Below are 18,428 nucleotides of genomic sequence, written 5' to 3'. Positions count from 1 at the left end.
CACCGCCATTGCAGGCAAGCCAACTCCCACATTTTGGATCTACGTTTATCTTGGGGCTGCATCCAGCCTGACAAACCCGGGCTTGAGCCCGAATACCTCTACGCCTTGGGCGGTAGACTGGCCCGTGGTGACTGTCATCCGTTCCACCGGCTGGTCCATTGCCGCGCGGTACTCCACGCTCATGGTCCCGGCATCATGGCTGATCGCCTGGGCAGGCACGATGATCGCCTGGTCATTGTTGTAGGTCACGACGGTCAGGCGCGCGCTCATGCCCAGGCGGACCCTTTGCAGTTGTTTCTCGGTCAGTTTGGGAATCGACAGGGTTACCGGAAATTGCGCGCTGCCCTGGCTGTCATTGGCGATCGCCAGGCCGCTGACCACGCTGACCGAGCCGCTCAGGTGCTCGCCATCGAAACCGTCGCCCATGACTTCCACCGGCTGGCCCTGATGCAGCTGGTTGATATCCAGCTCCGAGACTTTGGCGACGATCTTCAGGCGTTCGATATTGGCCAGCCCGAACAACACCTGGCCCTGGCTGACCTTGCTGCCCGCCTGTACCGGCGCGTTGCTGTTGCCGCTGCCTTGCGGGGTGGCGCTGCCCGGTGGCGGCACGACGATCCCGGAAAACGGCGCCTTGACCTCCTGACCTTCGAGCAGTTTGCGCAGGGCGTCGTACTTGACCGTGGCGTTGGTCAATTCCATGTCTGCAATCTGGCGGTATTCACCCTTGCCCTGATCAAGGGCCTGTTGCAGTTCACTGCGGGCGGCGGTCAGGTCCAACTGTTGCTGCTGGGCCTGTTGCTTGAGGTCGTCCAGTTCGTTGCGTGGGATGATGCCGCGCTTGAACAGGTTCTCGCTTTCAACCAGTTTGCGCTGGGTGTTGTCGGCGCTCATTTGCGAGGTGCGCAGGCTGCGTCGGGCGCGGCTGACGGTGGGGCCGCTGTCCCAGTCCTGCATTTCCTGCACGGTCCGCCGGGCCTTGAGCTGGGCGGAGAGCGCTTCACGCAGTTGCACTTCGAGGGTGGCGGGGTCCATGCGTAACAGAACCTGGCCGGCTTCGACCCGTTGCCCCTGTTCCACCAGGTTGGCCTGCACATTGCCGTCGAAGGGGGCTGTCAGGGTGACGGTGGTGTCCGGTTCGATCTTGCCCACCAGGCCGATCTGGTGCACCAGGGCTTCGCGCTTGACCTCCAGCCATTGCTCGGCCGTACCGGTCTGATCGGCGGCAGGCGTTGGGCGACTGAGCAGCGCGAATCCGCCAGCGCCCAGCAGTATCAGCAGTGCAACGCCCAGCAGGGCTTTTTTAGTAGTCATTGAGGGCGATTTCCCAACTTTCCAAGGTCATGCCCAGCGTCAGGTCGAGCTGGGTCTGGGCATTCAGGTAAGCAATCAGGGCATTGAGGCGGGCGTTTTCGGCGTTGCGCAAGTCCGCTTCGAAACTCAGGACCTGGAAGTTGGTGGAGCGCCCGGCGCCGAGCTTGTCCCGTTCGATCTCGATCTTGCGCCGGGACAGTTCCACCGCCCGCTGTGCAATTTCATACTGGCGCCAGCGGGTGCCAAGGTCGCGCACCACGTTATTGACGCTACGCTCCAGTTCCTGGCGCGCATCGGTGATCAGGATGGCCTGGTTCTCCACATTGACCCGTGCGCGCACTTCGGCCTGGCGGGTACTGATATCGCCGATGGGAATGCGCACCTGGACCCCGGCATAACTGTCCCAGCGCCGATTGCTGGTACTGCCCGCGTCGTTGTCGGTGTTGGCGCGGATCTGATTGGCGCCGCCCACCAGGTCGACCTGCCAGCGCCCGGAATCCTTGGCCAGCACCAGGTTGAGGTCGGCCTGTTGGCTGCCCAGCAGCGCCGAAAGGTATTCGGGCTGCTGGTTCTGCGCCAGGTTAAAGGCCTCACGCTTGTCGATGTCCATGCGCGTGGCCTCCAGGGCTTCGGTGGCACGGATCGGGGTCGCCAGGTCCAGGGCCAGCAGGCGCAGCAACGCCAGGCGGCTCATGTCCAGTTGGTTCTGGGCTTCCTCGACCCCCAGTTGCTGGGAGGCGATGTCGGCCTCGGTCTGCACGATTTCGAACTCGGCCATGCGCCCGGCATTGATCAAGGCCTTATTCACGTCCAGTAGGGTATTGGAGCGCTTGAGGGCTTCCTGGGCGATGCTCAGTTGCTCCTGGGCACGCAGCAAGTCGCGGTAGGTGGCGATGATCTGGCTGATGGTCTGCGCGACGTTGGCTTTGAGGTTCAGGCGGTTGGCTTGCTCGGACAGGCGTGACAGCCGTAGCGGGGCGGTGGTGGCATCCCAGCCGGCGCCACGCATCAGCGGCTGGATGATGGCCAGGTCCAGGCCGTCGCTGCGGTAGCGCCCGGCATGGTTGGCGTTGTTCAGTTGCTGGGTCCAGCCCATGCTCAGGCGGGTACCGTACTCGCCGAGCAAGCTGGTGGTGGGTGACAGGTTGGCATTGCGGGCGCGGTCGTCGCTGCCCTGGGTGGTGCGGTAGGCACTGTTGAGCACGAGCTTGGGGTTGAAGGCATCTTCGGCCACTCGCAAGTCGAACTTCTGCGCCACTCGTTGCAGGTAGGCGCTGCGAATCGCCGGGTTGTTGCGCAGGCCCAGGTACACCGCGTCGCCCAGGGTCAGGGTGGTGAGCTGGGCATTGAGCGAGACACTGTGCTCATAGCCGCTGCGGGTGGTGGTCGGCGCCGAAGGGCGGATCACGATATCGGCGGCCACGCAGGGCAGGCTCACCAGGGCAATCAGCCACAGCAGGGGTTTATTCATCGCGCAGGGCCTCCACCGGCTGCAAGCGTGACGCCGAGACTGCCGGGTAGATCCCGAAAAACAATCCCACCAGCAAGGTGCTGCCCACGCCCAGGGGCAGGGCCGACACCGCCAGGGAAAACTGCCAGCCCGACAGCCAGGCATAGAGATAGGCGGCCCCCATGCCCAGCACCGCGCCGCACAGGGCGCCGACGGCGGTGAGGGTCACGGCTTCGAGCAGGAACAGGTTGCGGATGTCGCGCTGACGAGCGCCGAGGGCCATGCGGATGCCGATTTCCCGGCGGCGCTCCGAAACGTTCATCAGCATCACATTCATCACCCCGACCCCACCGCCCACCAGGGAGATGGCGCCCAGGGCCAGCAACAGATAGGCGAAGGTGCGGCTTTGCCGGGTCATGCCGTCGATCATTTGCTGGGGGATCTGGATCTCGACGGTGTGCTCGGTAAGTTGCGCGCCCAAGGCCTTGGTGGTCTCGGCGGCGATGCGCTCCATGTCCTGGCCGGCTGCTGCGCGCAGGACCACGCTGCCAACCTGCGGCGAGGAATAGATACGGCGCATACCGGCTGCCGGGATGAACAGTGACTCGTTGGTTTGCACCGGAATCAGCATCGACCGCGGCTGGTTCTGCAGGATGCCGATGACCAGGTACAGGTAGTCGTTGACCCGCACCCGATCGCCCAGGCGCAGCGGGTCACCGGGCGTGCTTAACGCCTGGGCGATCTGGTCGCCGACCACCGCGTAGGTTTCGCCGCTGTCGAACTCGGACAGGAAGCGCCCTTCGCGCAGCGCCAGGCGCATCGCATCCTTGAGGCCAGGGGTGCTGCCAATCAAGCCGGCGTTGGTGGTGCGGCCATGAAAGACCACCGGCCCGCTGAATGAGGAAATCGCGCCGATGTGGGCGATGCCCGGCACGGCCTGGCGTACGGCTTGTAGATCGAGGTGGGTGGGCATGTGCGCATTGCTGTTGCCTTTGGGCGGGAACTGCGCCACCAGGGTGTCGGTGCCCATGTCCTTGAAAATCATCGCGGCATCTTCGGCGGCGTTATGTCCGATATTGATCAGTGCGACTACCGATGAACTGCCGATGACGATCCCCAGCAGGGCCAGGATCGAGCGCTTGCCCAGGGTGCGCAGGCTGACAAAGGCTTCATGCAACAACTGGCTCAGGCTCTGTTCGACCCGCAGGCTCATACGCACTCTGCCTCGTGGACCACGCCGTTGCGCACCAGGATCTGGCGATCCAGGCGTTCGGCGATATGCGGGTCGTGGGTGACGATGATCAGCGTGACGCCTTGATCGTGGTTCAGGGCCAGCAGCAGGTCCATGATGTCCTGGGCGGTGTGGCTGTCGAGGTTGCCGGTGGGTTCGTCGGCCAGAATCACTGCCGGCGCGCCCACCAGCGCGCGGGCAATCGCCACCCGCTGGCGCTGGCCACCGGACAGGTCGGCGGGGCGATGATGGGCCCGTTCGGCCAGCCCAACTTGCTCCAGCATATGCAGGGCCCGCGCCACCGACTCCTGGCGCGACACACCGCGATAGCCCAGGGGCAGGGCAACGTTGTCCAGGGCGCTGAGGCGCGGCAGCAGGTTGAAACTCTGGAACACAAAGCCGATCTGTTGGTTGCGGATCGCGGCCAGTTGATCCGGCGTGGCGTGGAAAATGTCATGGCCGGCAAAGTGATAGGCGCCGCAGTCGGGCAGGTCCAGCAGGCCGAGGATATTGAGCAGGGTACTTTTGCCGGAGCCCGAAGCCCCGAGAATGCCGCAGCTTTCTCCGCGGGTGATAGAGAGGCTGACGTCATTGAGAATGGCCAGGTGCTGTCCGGCCAATTGGTAGCTTTTGCCGATGCCTTGCAGAGAAATAAAGCCTGGGAGCGTTGGAGTATCTGTCATCATGACTACGCCTTGCGCTGCGGCTATCCGGCTTGCTCCTGAAAATCGTTGTAACATCTTCAGGGCCTGCGTCACGATTGCCAATAGCTGGTTTTTATTCTTTTTTTAAAAACATTGTTTGAATAGTAACTGTGATGCCACAGCTTCGCCAGCCACAGAAATAGAGCGGTTGTTCTGGTGGCAGAGCCTATACCGGTGGCTGGAAAACGCCTGGTCCTGCCCTGGGCAAGCCGTTTACAGGGCGAGCGGCAACGCGCTTGGATAGTATGGTGCAGTGTCACTACTTGCTTTCAAGCATCCGCCCCGGTATAAAAAATCAAATTTTTTTTTAAAACATATTTCCCCCGTGGAACTTATATGGTCGCGAAGAAACTCAGCGCTCCAAATGTAACCAAGACTCGACTGCTGGATGCGACAGAGGCTCTTTTCATCAAGTACGGCTACGACGCCGTGCTGTTGCGGCAAATCACCGAGAAGGCTCAGGTCAATCTCGCCGCAGTAAATTATCACTTCGGGGACAAGGACTCCCTGATGAAAACATTACTGATGCAACGCCTGGAGCCGCTCAACGAGCAGCGCCTGGAATTGCTCGCCCGGTGTGAGGCCGAGTCTGACGGCCCGCTCGACTGCGACACCTTGCTGGGTGTGCTGTTCGCCCCGGCCATGGGCCTGGAGCGCAGTGATCCGGCCAGCGGCGAGGGGCGGTCCTTTATTCGTTTCCTCGGGCGGGTCTACAGCGATACCTCACCGTTTATCCAGGAATACCTCAAGGTGCATTACCAGCCGGTGTTCCAGCGCTTCTTCGAAGCCTTCGCCCTGGCGTTGCCCGACCTGCCGCGCAATGAGCTGGGGGTGCGCCTACAATTTGCCCTCAAGGCGATTTCCGGGGTGATGGCCGGGACCGAACTGCGCCTGCTGATGAACTCCATGAGCCTCGGGCGTCCGGCCACCGACGCCGAAGTCATGGCCAAGCTGATCACCCTGGTCTCGGCGGCCATTCGTGTGCCGCAGCAAAGCCCGGAAGCTGAAACAGCGCTGGCGCGGGTACTCGATACCCAGCGTGCGATTCGCGGCCAGTCGGCGCTGCCGGCAACCGGTAAAGTTGCGCGCTGAGCAAATCACGCGCAAAAAAAAGCCCGCTGGGGCGGCGGGCTTGATGTACAACGTTTGTAACGGATGAGGCTTCACAGTACGTCTGCGGATGTGAATAAAACGTGAAAAAAATGTGGATCCAATATTAAGTTGCAGCGTTTTTCAGATTTTCCACGCCTTGGCACTTTTTGCCAATCGGGCGTGCATCGCGTCGACATTTGCCGCCAGTTGCGCGGTCAATAACCGATAGCCATCCAACGCACTGTGCACTGGCGCCTCCAGGGCAGCTTGGGGATCAGGCGCAGCAAGGCTGGTTCGTTCCAAGCGTTGCGTGGCGCCGGATTGCAGGGCCCGCGCCATCCCGATCAACTGCACACGAATCTGCCGATGCTCAGCCTTGAGCGCCAGTTGCAAGCGCGCCATGGCCTGCTCATCCCGTGGGTCAGGGCGGGTATTGCCGAGAATTTCCAGGGTGCTGATGCACATCCGTAGATGGCGCTGGATCCCATCCAGCTCGGTCATGGAAATCCGCACTTCCTTGGACACCGACGGCATCAACGAACGCAGTTGCAACATCGCCGCATTCAAGCGATTGAGCAGCTTGAGGTGCTCGTCATCGGTGACCGACTGGCCACTGATGATCCGGCTGTAGATGGCGGCGCAGTCGCGCAGCGCGCTGGCCAGGTTGTAGCGCCAGGAGTACACGGCATACAGCGGCAGGGCGAAGGAAAACGCCAGGGCCAGGGCGATGCCGATCAGGATATCGACGGTGCGCCACAGGCCATCGGACAGTGGGTTGTCCCCGTGGCCGGCGACGATGAACACGGTGATCCCCGACAGCAACGCGGTGTATCCACCCTTGCCGATGGCGTGATAGGAAAAAAAGCCACACACCACCGACATCAACAGGTAGGTCAACAAGGGTTGGCCCAGATAAGCCTGTTGCGCCACCAGCAGCAGGCCGACACTGGCCCCGATCAGCGTGCCATAGGCCCGCTCCACCGCTTTCTTGCCGATATTGCCGTGGTGCTGCAGGCCGCCAATCACCACCAGCATGGTCACCGAGGCCCATTCACCGTGGGGCAGGTTGATACCGGTGGTCAGCAGGATGGTCGCGAGCAGACCGATGGAAACCCGTACCGCGTGGATCAGTTTGGCATGACGATAACGGCGATAGGGGTCGAGCAGCGGTCGCAACAGGCGGCGGGCGAAGGGCGGCAGATTCATCGGGATTAAGAAGGCCTCATCGTTAGATGTTATGAGGTCCAATGTGGGAGCTGGCTTGCCTGCGATCGCATCACCTCGGAGTCACTGACACACCGAGGCACCTGCATCGCGGGCAAGCCCGCGCCTACATGGGAGCAGTTTAGAAAATATAGTCGGTGGTCAAAAAGCTCGACGCCCGGTCCCGAATGATATCGCTGATCAGTGCTTTGTTGCTGTCCTGGAACTTGGTTGCCACCAGGGTGCGGATCGAGAACACCCGCAGGGCGTCATGCACCGACAACGTGCCTTCGGCCGAGTTCTTGCGGCCATTGAACGGGAAGGTGTCCGGGCCGCGCTGGCACTGGGCGTTGATATTGATCCGGCCCACCTGGTTGGCGAAGGTGTCCACCAGGCGCCCGACTTGCGCCGGGTCGGTGCCGAAGATACTCAACTGTTGGCCGAAATCCGACTCCAGGACGTAGTCGATCACCGTGTCCAGGTCGCGGTAGGGCACGATCGGCACCACCGGGCCGAACTGCTCCTCGTGGTACACCCGCATCTGTGGGTTCACCGGGTACAGCACCGCCGGGTAGAAGAACGAGCCACGGCTGGCACCGCCATTGGCGTTCACTACCTTGGCCCCGTGTTGCGCCGCGTCGGCTACCAGACCGTTGAGGTAATCCACCTTGCCTGCTTCCGGCAGCGGCGTCAGCGACACACCTTCGTCCCAGGGCATTCCCGGTTTGAGGCTGGCGAGTTTGTGGTTGAACTTCTCGATAAAACGTTCGACCACGGCTTCATGCACAAACAGGATTTTCAACGCGGTACAGCGCTGGCCGTTGAACGACAGCGAGCCGGTGACCGCTTCGTTGACCGCGTTATCCAGGTCGACCTCAGGCAATACGATGCCGGGGTTCTTCGCATCCAGCCCCAGGGCTGCTCGCAAGCGATGTGGGCGCGGGTGCAGCTTCTTCAAGTCACTGGCTGCCTTGTTGGTGCCGATAAACGCAAAGATATCCACCTTGCCGCTGGCCATCAGCGCACTGACGGTCTCGCGGCCGCTGCCATAAATCACATTGATGACGCCGGCCGGGAAGCTGTCGCGGAAGGCCTCCAGCAATGGCCGGATCAACAGGACGCCGAGCTTGGCCGGCTTGAACACCACGGTGTTGCCCATGATCAGCGCCGGGATCAGTGTGGTGAAGGTTTCATTGAGCGGGTAGTTATAGGGGCCCATGCACAGGGCGACGCCCATGGGCACGCGGCGGATCTGCCCGAGGGTGTCCTGTTCCAGCTCGAAGCGGCTGGAGCGGCGGTCCAGCTCCTTGAGGGCATTGATGGTGTCGGTGATGTAGTCGCAGGTGCGGTCGAATTCCTTCTGGGAATCCTTGAGGTTCTTACCGATTTCCCACATCAGCAGTTTCACCACGGCATCGCGCTGTTCGCGCATGCGCCGCAAAAACGCCTCGACATGCTGGATACGCTCGACCACCCGCATCGTAGGCCATTGGCCCTGGCCACGGTTGTAGGCCCGAACTGCGGCGTTGAGGGCGAGCAGGGCGGTCTCGGCATCCAGCAGCGGCGTGCTGCCGATAATCACGGGGGTGTCGCCGTCGGCACCGGCCAACTGGACAGGGCTGCGCACCTGGGCCAACGGGCCGTTCCAGGTGCGTAACTGGCCGTCCACCAGATAGTCGCGTTGCTCGATGGGGGCGGCGAGGCGAAATTGTTCGGGAATGCCTTCGGCGGTCGGGAACAGATTGGCAAGCAGGTGAGTGGTGGTCATGTCGCTACCCCTGGAGTGGTTGCAAAGCTTGAGTCAGAGATTCCCCCATCGGAGGGCTCTGTTGCAAGGCTTACACGCATTTCCCTACGCACACTGGGGCGCGGCGGGTAAACTACGCGGCTTTCTTGAAGGAGTTCATATGAGTCAGTACCAGCCGGGCATTCTTGCCGCACCGGTGCCGTTGCAGGCACGCCATCTGTTTTTCGCCATCGAGTCCATCGACGCCGTGCCGGCAGCGCTCGACGCGCTGGTGCAGTTGGTCGACTCGGCAGTGGTGGTGGGTTTGGGTGAGCCGCTGGTCAAGGCACTGGGCGCGCACATCGAAGGGCTGCGCAGTTTTGCGCCCATCTCGGCGCCGGGTGCCCACAACCCATCCACCCAACAGGCGCTGTGGTGCTGGTTGCATGGCGAAGACCGTGGTGAGTTGCTGTTGCGCAGCCGGGCCTTTGAAAAAGCCCTGGCGCCGGGCTTTCGCCTGGTGCAGATGACTGAAGGTTTCCGCTACAAGACCGGCTTTGACCTGACCGGCTACGAAGACGGCACCGAAAACCCCCATGACGACGCCGCCGTCGAAGCCGCCGTTGCCGGCAGTGGCGCCAGCTTTGCCGCAATCCAGCAATGGCAACACGACCTGGACGGTTTCGCCGCCTTGCCGGCCCAGGAGCGCGACCACATCATCGGGCGTCGCCATGGCGATAACGAAGAGCTGGACGACGCCCCCGAGTCCGCCCACGTCAAGCGCACCGCCCAGGAGAGCTTCACCCCCGAAGCCTTTGTGGTGCGCCGTTCCATGCCCTGGGCCGAAAATGGCCAGGCCGGGTTGATGTTCCTCGCGTTCGGCCACTCCTTTGACGCCTTTGAAGCTCAGTTGCGCCGCATGAGCGGCCTGGAAGACGGGATTGTCGATGGCCTGTACCGCATCAGCACACCGTTGACCGGTGGCTACTACTGGTGCCCGCCGCTCAAGGATGGGCGTCTGGACCTGGGCGCGATCTTCGCGGCCTGAGCCAAACGCTTGTAGGAGCCCACAAACGGGCTCCTATGAGGTCAGGCGCCGCGCATGGCTTCCAGCCACGCTGGATCCAGGCGCGTTTGTTCAGCCTTGATTCCCAGCGCCTTCATCTGCGCCTTATGTTTCTCGATCTCCCCGACCAGTTGCGCCTGGGCGCTGGAATTGGCGTCCAGTTCATGCATCTGCGTCAGCCCCAGGTGATAGAACCGCAGCAGCTTCATCGCCGTCGGGTCGTTGGCCTGGACCCGCTCGGTCACCTTGTGCATCACATTGGTCACCCGCATCAGGCTGCGCTTGAGCTGCCAGCCATAGATCGCCGGCGCCAGCCAGGCCTGTGACCAGAGCGGACCGCGTACCAGGGCGATAGTCAGCACTACGCCGGCCGCCACTCCCCCGATATTGAAACGAAAGTTGTCGCCGCCGGGCTCGCCAAACAGCATCACGGCCAGGCTCGACAGCAGCATGGCCAGGGCGATGAAGATCACCGCGACAATCAGCGTGCTGCGGCGGGTCTGCTGGCGATAGGTTTGCGGATCGACAGGTTTGATCTCAAACATGCGGGATGCAGTCTCCATGAACTAAGTAGGGGTATTGCGCGGCGCGGCATCTTCTCATGGTTTGTGGGTGGGCGTGAGAAAGTTGAACGATGGCAGCCGGGGTTTTCTCTAACGCATGTATGCATCGTCAGCAAAGCGAAGGAGATGACTGTGACTGAGCAATCGAACAAGCCCGATGGCCCGCATTCGTCGGAACACGCCAGTGATCAGCACGATTTGGGGTTTGACCCAGACTCACCGGATGTGGCCGACCCGCAGGTCGACCCGGTCGGCCCGGCCATTGCGCCGTTGGACAAGAAGCACAAAGCCGGCAAGCAGCCGGCTTATGATCCCTTGGGCGATCTGAAACCATAACTTCACGCCCATCAGTGCAGGAGCTGGCAAACCAGCTCCTGCCGCAGCCCCTACAGGCGCTTGGGGGCGATCCAGGTGACGTCGGTGATACCGTATTTCTCCGCCCATGGCCGCGTGGTCTTCTTGGTGCGCTCGTGGCCAGGACGGCCAATGCGCCCGACGTGGGCCACCCCGGCGTCACAGCTGGCCCAATGCCATGCCTCGGCGTTATTCATCACCTCCGCACGCACTACAAAAGACTTGGGCTCGCCATGCAGCCTGTATTGGATGGTGTAGATCGTTGCCGTGCCCATATTGCCTCCCTGTTTTGATATGGAGTTGATGCAATTAGGTTCAGAAAGGTTCAGAAAGTTTGCGCCCCATTCCTACGATCTATTGCCACAGATCAGTATTGGCAGCGGCAACGGTTACGGGTATTAGTGAAACCTTCGCCCGCGCCCAAGGATCGCGCCATGTCCCAGGATTCACCGAACCTGACCCACAGCCGCCTGTACCTGCAACGCCTGGGGTATGACAGCCCGCCAGCACCCACATTGGAAACCCTGGCGCAGTTGCAATTGCGCCATGTCTGTACCTTCGCCTTCGAAAACCTCTCGGTGTTGGCGCAACTGCCAGTGCCCCTTGATCTGGCCAGCATCGAGCAAAAAGTCCTGTTCGACGGGCGGGGAGGTTATTGCTACGAACTGAACCAGATGTTCCTGGCCTTGTTGCAAGAGCTGGGCTTCGATGCTCGGGGCATCACCGGTCGAGTAGTCATAGGCGGGCCGCCTGATGCCCACACCCCGCGTACCCATCGCCTGAGCCTGGTGACCCTGGCGGGTGTGCGCTACATCAGCGATGTCGCGTTTGGTGGCATGGTGCCAAGCAGCCCGCTGCAGCTGGACAATCTGGCGCCACAGGCCACGGCCCATGAACCCTATCGCCTGACCTTGAAGGACGGCAGCTACACCCTGTGGGCCCAGGTTGGCGAGGAATGGCGAGGGCTGTACGTGTTCGACCTGCAGCCGCAGTCGCACTTCGACTATGAACTGGGCAACTGGTATGTCTCGACCCACCCCGATTCGCCGTTCATCAAACAGTTGAAAGTGGCGCTGATCGGGCCCGGCCTGCGGCGTACGTTAAACAACGGCAACTACGCCGTTCATCACGTGGGCGGTGACAGCGAAAAACGCTCGATCACCGACGTCGATCAATTGCTGGAACTGCTGCGTGAAGCGTTTGGTTTACGCGTGCCCAAGCACCCACAGCTACGCCCGCGACTGGCGCAACTATTGGCCGATAGCTGATAGGCCTACTCTGGAAGGCCTGATCCAGAGCCTTCGCTGAAGCGTTTTACCTCCAACTCCAAGGCAAATTAAATCGAACCTTTTGCAAAACAGGGGGTTCGAACCGTTTCTTGAATAATTTGCCCACCTAAAAAAGGAGATGTAAAACGATGTCCAAACTATTCGGAAAAATCCTCAAGAACTCCTCGGTCCTGGCCCTGGTTGCCGCACCGGCGATGGTATTCGCTGCGCCGTCCACCGATCCGATTTCCACCTTCGGTATCCTCGGCAGCTACAACGACTTCAAGCTTGAAGGCGGTAGCGAAAGCGACAAGGACCATATGCCGGAAGCCGGCCTGTTCTATAACTTTGGCAACAAGCTGACTGCCGAATCCGGCTTTATCTATCAGGCCGGCGTGGACGCCAAGTTTGGCAAGAAAAGCGACAACAAACTCAAGGAAGGCCAGGTCGACCTCGACCTGGGCTGGCGCGCCGCGCTGGATGCGCGCAACTTTGTCGATGTGCTGGTCGGCGGTGGCTACAGCTGGACCCGTTATGAGCCGGACTCTGGCGACTACGACATGAAACTCACCAACAAGTCGCCGTTTGCCAAGGCGGCGGTGGGTTACAACCATCAGTTCGACAGCATGACCATGCGCGTCGAAGTGGGCGCCCGCCATACCATTGACGGCCGCGCCAAGCTCAAGGTTGACGGCATTGGCAGCGACACCGTGGACCTCAAGGACCGCACTAATCCCTACGCCGAAGTCAGCTTGCTGATGAACCAGAACGGCGACCTGCCGGTGATGGCGGGCCTGTACTACACCCGTACCGAGTACAAGCTCGACGCGGACTCCGAAGTGGCCGATAACACCAAGCTCAAGCGCGATGAGTACGGCTTCAAGGTCGGTCTGGCTTTCTAAGCCGGCTATTGCGGGCGCCGGCGTTCTGTAATGGAGCGCCGGTCGCCCGACCCTGTCCGCCCAAGCCCCCCTTTGTGTCCCCCAATACCCTCAACGCCGCGCCGTCCCTGACTTAGTGTGAACCCAGCTGTTCATACTAAAAAAGAGAGGCTGGCTATGTGGTCTACGACCTCCCGCCGCATGGGTTTGCTGCTGGCCTTGCTTGGCCTGCTGGCCGCCTGTGACGACAAACCGCAACATCCCCCGCAGCTTGCCATGGCAAGCAACGCCATGCCTGCCGACACGGCGCTGGCCCAGCTCTACGACACCAGTTGCAAACTGTGTCACGCCAACCCTGCCTCCGGCGCGCCGTTGACCGGCGACAGCCAGGCCTGGAGCCCGCGTGTTGCCCTGGGCGCGGACACCCTGCTGGACCACACCCTCAACGGCTACAACGGCATGCCGCCGATGGGCCTGTGCATGCAGTGTTCCGAGGACCAGTTCCTGGGGCTGATCAGTTTTATGGCCGGTGTTCATATCCAATAACAACAATGGGGTAGGTAATGGTGCTTTCACGCAGGCAACTGTTGCAGCGCTCGGCGGTGGCCGGCGTATTTATGGCAATCAGCAGTAACCCGGCGCTGGCCCAATTGGCGCGCGCGCCGCGTTTGATCCCCTGGCGCAATTGGTCGGGCGCCCAAAGCTGCCTGCCCCTTGAGCGGCTGGCGCCCAAGGACCTGGGGGAGTTGGTGCAGATCATTCGCCAGGCGCCGGGCAAGATCCGCCCGGTGGGCTCGGGCCATTCATTCAGTGCCCTGGTACCGACAGATGGCACATTACTGTCGCTGAGTTTTTTCAATGGTTTGCTCGAGCACGATGCCAGCAGCCTGCAAGCCACCTTCGCCGCCGGCACGCCCATGTCACGCATGGGGCCGGCGCTCAAGGCTGTCGGCCAGGCCCTGCCGAACATGGCGGACATCGACTATCAGACCCTGGCCGGCGCCATTTCCACCTCGACCCATGGCACCGGGGTTGGGTTTACCTCGTACTCAGCCGGTGTCACCGGCCTGCAACTGGTGACGGCGGAGGGCGAGGTGCTGGACTGCGACGCCGGGCGTGAGCGCGAGTTGTTCAACGCCGCCCGGGTGTCGCTGGGCGCGCTCGGCGTGACCACCCGCGTGCGCATGCAAAACCGCACCCCTTACCGTCTGCGTGAGCGCCAATGGATAGCGCCGACCGAAGCGCTGTTGGAGGACGTGGCGAACAACACCCGCGAGAACCAGCACTGGGAGATGCTGGTGGTGACACATTCCGACTACGCGCTGTCCATCGCCCTCAACGAAACCACCGACGCGCCAACCCCGCCAATCGACCCGGCAGAGGCGGGCGGCAATGAGTTTGTGTCGATTATCGAGAACCTCGACAAATATGCCAGCGACTTCCCCGCAACCCGCCGCACGCTGCTGAACAGCCTGCGCTATTTCGCCAGTTTCCAGGACCGTGTGGCTGAATCGTTCGAGGTCTACGCCAACGTGCGCAATGTGCGGTTCAACGAGATGGAGTATTCGGTGCCCGCCGAGCACGGTCCGGCCTGCCTGCGGGAAATCCTCAAGCTGATCCGCGACAAAGACCTGCGCACCTGGTTTCCCATCGAGTACCGCTACGTCAAGGCTGACGATATTCCCTTGAGCATGTTTGAAGGCCGCGACAGCTGTTCGATCTCGGTGCACCAGCACTACACCATGGACCATCACAACTTTTTTGCCGCGATCGAGCCCATCTTCTGGAAATACGCCGGCCGGCCGCACTGGGGCAAATTGCACACCCTCAATGCCCGCGCCCTGCAGGCCCTGTATCCGCGTTGGAACGAGTTCGCGCGGGTGCGCCAGGCCCTGGACCCCGGCGGCAAATTCCTTAATGCACACCTGTCATCAATCCTGGGAGTAGCCTGATGAACCGCAGACATTTCATGGTCGGCACCCTCGGCGCCGGTGCGTTGCTGGTGGCGGGCGCGGCGCTGCTGCGTCCGGCTGACCGGGGCTCGCCCTACAGCGAATACTTTCGCCAGTTGAACCAGCAGCTCAAAGCCCATGGGCCGATGCGTCCGGTGCTGCTGATTGACCTGGATCGCCTGGATCACAATATCGACATCGTCATGCAGTCGGTGCAGCGCGGAGGTAAACACCTACGGCTGGTGGAAAAATCCCTGCCTGCGCCGGGCCTGTTGGCCTACATTGCCAAGCGCGCCGGCACTCAGCGCCTGATGTCGTTTCACCAACCCTTTCTCAACCATGACGCCCAGGTGTTTCCCGACGCCGATATCCTGCTGGGCAAGCCGTTGCCGGTGCGTTCTGCCGAGCTGTTCTATCAAGGCCATCAGGGGCCCTTCGACCCCGCCCGGCAATTGCAGTGGCTGCTGGATACGCCACAGCGCCTGCAACAATACCTGGCGCTGGCCCAGGGCCTGGGTACACGGCTGCGGATCAATATCGAACTGGATGTGGGCCTGCACCGCGGCGGTATCAGCGATAACACGGTGCTGGGGCAGATGCTGGGGTTGATCAGTGCACACCCCCGGCACCTGGAATTTGCCGGCTTCATGGGCTATGACCCGTTTGTCGGCATGGGCGTGCCGGGCATCCTTGGCTCGCCCCAGACGTTGTTCGACAAGGTCATGCAGCGCTACAACGGCTTTGTCGACTTCACCCGCCAGCAGTTTGCAGGGCTGTGGCATGCCGGCCTGACACTCAATACCGCTGGCAGCCCCAGCTATGGGATGCATGAGCAGGAGCAACTGAGCAGTGAAGTTTCCGTGGGCACCGCCATGCTCAAGCCAACGCACTATGATTTGCCATCCCTCAGCGAGCACGTCCCGGCGGCCTACATTGCCACGCCAGTGCTCAAAAGCACCGGCGCGGTCAACATCCCGGCGCTGGATGATAAATCCCGGTTGTTGTCCTGGTGGGATCGCAACCAGCGCGCGACGTTTTTTATCTATGGTGGCAACTGGATGGCCGAGTTCGAGTCGCCCTCGGGGCTGCAAAGTAATGGCTTGTATGGCCGCAGCTCCAATCAGGAGATGGTCAATGGCTCGCCGGGGGTTGGCTTGAACATCGACGATCAGGTGTTCATGCGCCCGACCCAGACTGAATCGGTGCTCTTGCAGTTTGGCGATCTGCTGGCGGTGCGCGGCGGTAAAATTGTCGACAGTTGGCCGGTTTACAGCGGTTGAAATGACGCACTCCTGCGCAGGAACTGGCCTGTGGCAAGGGGGGCTTGTTGTGGCAAGCCCCCTCGCTTCAGGCGGATCCTACAACGCAAACGGAATCGTCAGCTTGGCCCACAACATATCGCCTTCCGGCCGGTTCTCTACATCAAACTCCTTGGCCCAACGAATCTCCGCACTGGCGTACTTGAGAAAGGTGAAGTACACCGCCGGCCCCACCGCAAACACCTGGCCCCGCACCCCATCGTCGACATCTTCGCCGTAGATATTGGTGACAGTGCGCCCGTACTGCTTATCGTCAGTCGTCTGCTTGAGATAGTAGCCATTGATACCCAGGCTCAGGTTGTCGGTCACCTTGTAGCTGGCCGAGTAGTCGAAGTGGAAAATCTGCCCGGAACGGTAGTCCGTGGCGTGGTTTTCCTTGTTGAAACTGTAGGTGGTCTTGATCGACAGCTCAGTGCGCTCGTCAGGCAGCCATGTCACCGACACCAGGGGCTTGTAGGTGTAGAAGTTGTTGCTGGTATTGGCCAGGCGGGAAGCATCGTACTCACCGGTAGGCACGGTGATTTCCACGGCGGCACCCAGGGTCAGGTTTTTGCCCAGGTCCCACAGGATTATCGGCGCGATGGTGGTGTCACCCATGCTTTCGCGCTGGTCAGACATGCCGAACAGCGCCACTTGTTGCTTGAGGTAAGGCTGCGCGATGTAGCCGCCCAACCGCCCGCCAAACACCCGCAACGGGCTCAGGTAATCCAGGCGCGGGATGATCGCGTCCGAGCGGATCTTCACCTGCGGCACTTTGCCCCCCAGGGAACTGATGTCCAGTTTCGTCGCTTCATAGTGGTTGTAGTAAAGGTTGAAAGCGAACATGTGGTCCGGCAGGTGATCGACATCCAGGGGCAGGATGTAAAAGCCGTCGGTACCAGGGCCGATATTGTCTACGCCGCCCTCGGTGGCCAGGGTCGGCAGGCTGATGCTGATAAGCGCCAGGGCAAAGGGCAGGGGGGCAAGCGCACGGGTCGGATTCATGTCAGGGCTCATTATTATTGTTGGAAGGTCGGCCCTCACCGGGGCCTGGCCCATACAAATAAGCCCTTGGCGCCCTAGTGGGCAGGGTATTGGCGGCCACATAAGGGGGCTTTGCCGGACAGCGTTCATTCAGAGTGCGGCGAGCCTTGCAAGCACCTATGATTGTCAGGATGTTTCTAAAACAATAACCGGGCATACAGTCGGGAATCGCAGATCCATGCACAGCAAAACCGTTGATCCACATTACGAATTGGCCCTGGTCTCGCCCTTTCTCCTGCAAACCCTGGGGCAGGTTGTGGCGAAAAAGGGCGCCAATGCCGAGCATCTTTGCCGTGGCCTGGGGTTCACCCTGGCGGACCTGGACGACCCGGCGCTGCGCATTTCCTACCGCCAGGCCGTGGCGATGATCCAGCGGGCCCTCAAGGTCATGCCTGAGCAGGGTCTGGGCCTGTGTGTCGGCAATCAGAATGTGCTGGGCACCCTGGGTTTGCTGGGGCATGTCATTTCGTTGTGCAAGACCCTGCGCGATGCCTTTGCCGTGGGCGAACGGCACCAGCACACCTCCGGCGGCATCGCCACCTCGCGCACCCTTGAAGGCGCGCTGGAGGTCATGGTCGAGGTCGAATGCCTGCTGCCCTATGCCGACGTCCAGGTTTTTGCCGCCGAAGAGTTCTTTGCCAGCCTCATGGTCTACGGTCGGACCCTGGTGGGCAGCGAATTCAAGCCGTTGCGCATGGAGTTCATGCATGCGCCGCCGGTGTATGCCGCCGAGTACCAGCGCTTGTTCGGTGATGATGTGCGTTTTGGCTGCCTGCACAACCGCATGGTGCTTGAGGCCCGCTGGCTCGACGTGCAATTGCCCAATCACCATGCCCTGGCATTGCGCCAGGCCCTTGGCCTGCTGGAACTGGAAAGTGCCCAGCTGCACCGCAAAATGGACCTGATCCAGGCGGTGGAGCGCGCTATTTCCCGCGACTTGCAGGGCAGTCAATTGGAGAAGGTCGCCAGTGACCTGAACATGAGCGGGCGCACCCTGCGTCGGCGCCTGACCGACCACGGGCTGACGTTCGAAGCCTTGCTGGAACAGGTGCGTCGTGCCCGGACCATGGGTTTGCTGGGCAACCCCGGGCTGTCCATCGAGCGTATTACCCAAGAGGTCGGCTACAGTGACGTACGCAGCTTTCGCCGGGCGTTCAAGCGCTGGACGGGGCTCAGTCCCAGTGCGTTTCGCAGCGTGGGCTGAGGACCGGCGCGTGGCCGTGGATTTGCATTGAACCCTGTGGCGCGGGCAGTGCCACATGATGGCAACGCACACTTATCT

At 61.5% G+C, this 18,428-nt stretch carries 18 protein-coding genes; 9 read left to right on the top strand and 9 right to left on the bottom strand.

All coding sequences use genetic code 11. The features are described from left to right. Positions 1-45: 45 nt before the first annotated feature. From HBR94_RS03615 to HBR94_RS03600, 4 genes are read right to left on the bottom strand one after another with little or no spacing between them, the layout of a single operon-like run. Complete coding sequence (locus HBR94_RS03615) at positions 46-1,314, bottom strand: HlyD family efflux transporter periplasmic adaptor subunit (RefSeq protein WP_057959327.1); 1,269 nt, start codon at positions 1,312-1,314, stop codon at positions 46-48. Continuing rightward, the gene (locus HBR94_RS03610) at positions 1,304-2,785 is read right to left on the bottom strand and encodes a TolC family protein (protein ID WP_057959328.1); all 1,482 of its coding nucleotides are present in this window, start codon (positions 2,783-2,785) and stop codon (positions 1,304-1,306) included. The genes HBR94_RS03615 and HBR94_RS03610 overlap by 11 nt, the downstream gene beginning before the upstream one ends. Next, positions 2,778-3,977 (bottom strand): ABC transporter permease, encoded by a 1,200-nt coding sequence (locus tag HBR94_RS03605; protein ID WP_170044164.1) that lies wholly within the window; start codon positions 3,975-3,977, stop codon positions 2,778-2,780. Before HBR94_RS03605 ends, HBR94_RS03610 begins: the two co-directional genes overlap by 8 nt. Then, a complete protein-coding gene (locus HBR94_RS03600) occupies positions 3,974-4,681 on the bottom strand; it encodes an ABC transporter ATP-binding protein (protein ID WP_115128368.1) in 708 nt (235 codons plus the stop codon). The genes HBR94_RS03605 and HBR94_RS03600 overlap by 4 nt, the downstream gene beginning before the upstream one ends. Before the next feature lie 354 nt (positions 4,682-5,035). Here HBR94_RS03600 and HBR94_RS03595 point away from each other — a divergent pair, with 354 nt between their 5' ends. Then, positions 5,036-5,791 (top strand): TetR/AcrR family transcriptional regulator, encoded by a 756-nt coding sequence (locus tag HBR94_RS03595; protein ID WP_057445041.1) that lies wholly within the window; start codon positions 5,036-5,038, stop codon positions 5,789-5,791. A gap of 141 nt (positions 5,792-5,932) precedes the next feature. On the opposite strand, the gene HBR94_RS03590 is transcribed toward HBR94_RS03595, so the two are convergent. Continuing rightward, positions 5,933-6,997 carry an FUSC family protein gene (locus tag HBR94_RS03590; RefSeq protein ID WP_057436936.1) on the bottom strand — a complete coding sequence of 355 codons (1,065 nt, stop codon included), beginning with the start codon at positions 6,995-6,997 and terminating at the stop codon, positions 5,933-5,935. A gap of 139 nt (positions 6,998-7,136) precedes the next feature. Continuing rightward, a complete protein-coding gene (locus HBR94_RS03585) occupies positions 7,137-8,762 on the bottom strand; it encodes an NADP-dependent glyceraldehyde-3-phosphate dehydrogenase (RefSeq protein ID WP_170044163.1) in 1,626 nt (541 codons plus the stop codon). A gap of 139 nt (positions 8,763-8,901) precedes the next feature. Between HBR94_RS03585 and HBR94_RS03580 the strand changes: the two genes are divergently transcribed. Beyond that, positions 8,902-9,768 carry a Dyp-type peroxidase gene (locus tag HBR94_RS03580; protein ID WP_170044162.1) on the top strand — a complete coding sequence of 289 codons (867 nt, stop codon included), beginning with the start codon at positions 8,902-8,904 and terminating at the stop codon, positions 9,766-9,768. Between the two features lie 41 nt (positions 9,769-9,809). Here the strand turns inward: HBR94_RS03580 and HBR94_RS03575 are convergent, their stop codons facing one another. Further along, the gene (locus HBR94_RS03575) at positions 9,810-10,331 is read right to left on the bottom strand and encodes a DUF3087 domain-containing protein (RefSeq protein ID WP_057959334.1); all 522 of its coding nucleotides are present in this window, start codon (positions 10,329-10,331) and stop codon (positions 9,810-9,812) included. A 150-nt stretch (positions 10,332-10,481) separates the two neighbouring features. Between HBR94_RS03575 and HBR94_RS03570 the strand changes: the two genes are divergently transcribed. Further along, positions 10,482-10,685, top strand: a complete 204-nt coding sequence (locus HBR94_RS03570; RefSeq protein ID WP_232544792.1) for a DUF6021 family protein — start codon at positions 10,482-10,484, stop codon at positions 10,683-10,685. Between the two features lie 50 nt (positions 10,686-10,735). Here HBR94_RS03570 and HBR94_RS03565 read toward each other — a convergent pair whose 3' ends face one another. Continuing rightward, positions 10,736-10,978, bottom strand: coding sequence for a DUF6555 family protein (locus HBR94_RS03565; RefSeq protein ID WP_057436926.1), 243 nt, complete (start codon positions 10,976-10,978; stop codon positions 10,736-10,738). Between the two features lie 159 nt (positions 10,979-11,137). Between HBR94_RS03565 and HBR94_RS03560 the strand changes: the two genes are divergently transcribed. From HBR94_RS03560 to HBR94_RS03540, 5 genes are all read left to right on the top strand, one after another. Beyond that, the gene (locus HBR94_RS03560) at positions 11,138-11,971 is read left to right on the top strand and encodes an arylamine N-acetyltransferase (RefSeq protein ID WP_120733308.1); all 834 of its coding nucleotides are present in this window, start codon (positions 11,138-11,140) and stop codon (positions 11,969-11,971) included. 149 nt (positions 11,972-12,120) lie between these two features. Then, on the top strand, positions 12,121-12,873 hold the full coding sequence (locus HBR94_RS03555; protein WP_170044161.1) for an outer membrane beta-barrel protein: 753 nt from the start codon (positions 12,121-12,123) through the stop codon (positions 12,871-12,873). Positions 12,874-13,029: 156 nt separating this feature from the next. Then, positions 13,030-13,398, top strand: coding sequence for a c-type cytochrome (locus HBR94_RS03550; protein WP_170044160.1), 369 nt, complete (start codon positions 13,030-13,032; stop codon positions 13,396-13,398). Between the two features lie 17 nt (positions 13,399-13,415). After that, complete coding sequence (locus tag HBR94_RS03545; protein ID WP_170044159.1) at positions 13,416-14,804, top strand: D-arabinono-1,4-lactone oxidase; 1,389 nt, start codon at positions 13,416-13,418, stop codon at positions 14,802-14,804. 68 nt (positions 14,805-14,872) lie between these two features. Then, complete coding sequence (locus HBR94_RS03540) at positions 14,873-16,084, top strand: DSD1 family PLP-dependent enzyme (protein ID WP_170044296.1); 1,212 nt, start codon at positions 14,873-14,875, stop codon at positions 16,082-16,084. Between the two features lie 78 nt (positions 16,085-16,162). On the opposite strand, the gene HBR94_RS03535 is transcribed toward HBR94_RS03540, so the two are convergent. Then, positions 16,163-17,107 (bottom strand): transporter, encoded by a 945-nt coding sequence (locus tag HBR94_RS03535; RefSeq protein WP_115128363.1) that lies wholly within the window; start codon positions 17,105-17,107, stop codon positions 16,163-16,165. Between the two features lie 217 nt (positions 17,108-17,324). Between HBR94_RS03535 and HBR94_RS03530 the strand changes: the two genes are divergently transcribed. Continuing rightward, positions 17,325-18,350, top strand: coding sequence for an AraC family transcriptional regulator (locus HBR94_RS03530; protein ID WP_057436906.1), 1,026 nt, complete (start codon positions 17,325-17,327; stop codon positions 18,348-18,350). Positions 18,351-18,428: the final 78 nt, after the last annotated feature.

This window comes from Pseudomonas sp. WS 5412, assembly GCF_012985615.1.
Lineage (GTDB): Bacteria > Pseudomonadota > Gammaproteobacteria > Pseudomonadales > Pseudomonadaceae > Aquipseudomonas > Aquipseudomonas shahriarae.
The sequence above is the reverse complement of the archived record's forward strand: the minus strand, read 5'-3'. Positions and strand labels throughout refer to the sequence as shown.